We start from the raw sequence: 226 nt of genomic DNA, 5'->3' as shown, positions 1-226 counted from the left end.
CGCGACAAGATCGACAAGACCGGCTGCGTCACCCTGCGCATCGCCGGCAAGCTACGCCACATCGGCATCGGACGAGCCCACGCGGGAACCCACGTCCTGCTCCTGATCCACGACCACGACGTGCGCATCATCAACGCCGCCACCGGGGAGATCCTTCGCGAGCTCACCATCGACCTCACCCGCGACTACCAGCCACGCGGCACCAGCACCCAGAAATGACAATGGC

The 226-nt window shown here is 65.5% G+C and carries 1 pseudogene; it reads left to right on the top strand.

The features are described 5' to 3' along the window. Window positions 1-219, top strand: a pseudogene (locus tag EYB28_RS19895) (IS481 family transposase); the annotation flags it as partial. Window positions 220-226: the final 7 nt, after the last annotated feature.

The organism is Isoptericola sp. BMS4 (assembly GCF_011634835.1).
Lineage (GTDB): Bacteria > Actinomycetota > Actinomycetes > Actinomycetales > Cellulomonadaceae > Isoptericola.
Note: the sequence above shows the minus strand (reverse complement) of the source record. Positions and strands in the feature narration are given on the sequence as shown.